We start from the raw sequence: 584 nt of genomic DNA on the forward strand, positions 1-584 counted from the left end.
GGCGAGGCAGTAACCGACATAGGCGCCGCTGCCGATGACGCCCGCCAAGGTCGGACTCAATCCGACATCGTCGCGCATGCCGGGCAGGAACAGCCCATAGGCGAAACGCGCCAGGCCGTAGGTGGTGCCAATCAGCATGGTGCCGGCGACGATCAGGCGAAATTCGATGCGCGTCATGCGGTGTACTCCCCTCGGTCTGTAGCCGGCATCGTGTTGATGAAGTGTAAAACGATCGTTTTCGATATGGGCGTAATGGATCCCCGGTTTGAGCCCGGTTAACGTCACTAGGCGTTAGCTATGCTGCGCTTCGCCGCGAAACCTGTTACTGAACTCGGTGCCGCTACGACGCTCGTGCGACCGTGACCAGACGCTGTGCCGCCCGCCGTGCGACATCGACGGTCGCGACGCCGCGATACGCCGCCATGTGGGTCGCGCCTTCAAACAGCAGTTGAATCGACTCGGCGAGCTCATCGTCCTGCCGGCCGATCTCCGCGACGATGATGGCGTCGATCCGATCCCGCAGGCGCTGCTTGTGGCGTGCCATCGCCTCGGCGATCTCCGGCACGTCGCCGCCGGTTTCCCCC

Annotated in this window: 1 pseudogene; it reads right to left on the reverse strand. The window is 63.7% G+C overall.

Annotation, left to right across the window (positions count from 1 at the left end):
* Positions 1-340: 340 nt before the first annotated feature.
* A pseudogene (locus OP496_RS18305) lies at positions 341-584 on the reverse strand (TetR/AcrR family transcriptional regulator); the annotation flags it as partial.

This window comes from Chromohalobacter sp. 48-RD10, from assembly GCF_029889785.1.
Classification (GTDB): domain Bacteria; phylum Pseudomonadota; class Gammaproteobacteria; order Pseudomonadales; family Halomonadaceae; genus Chromohalobacter.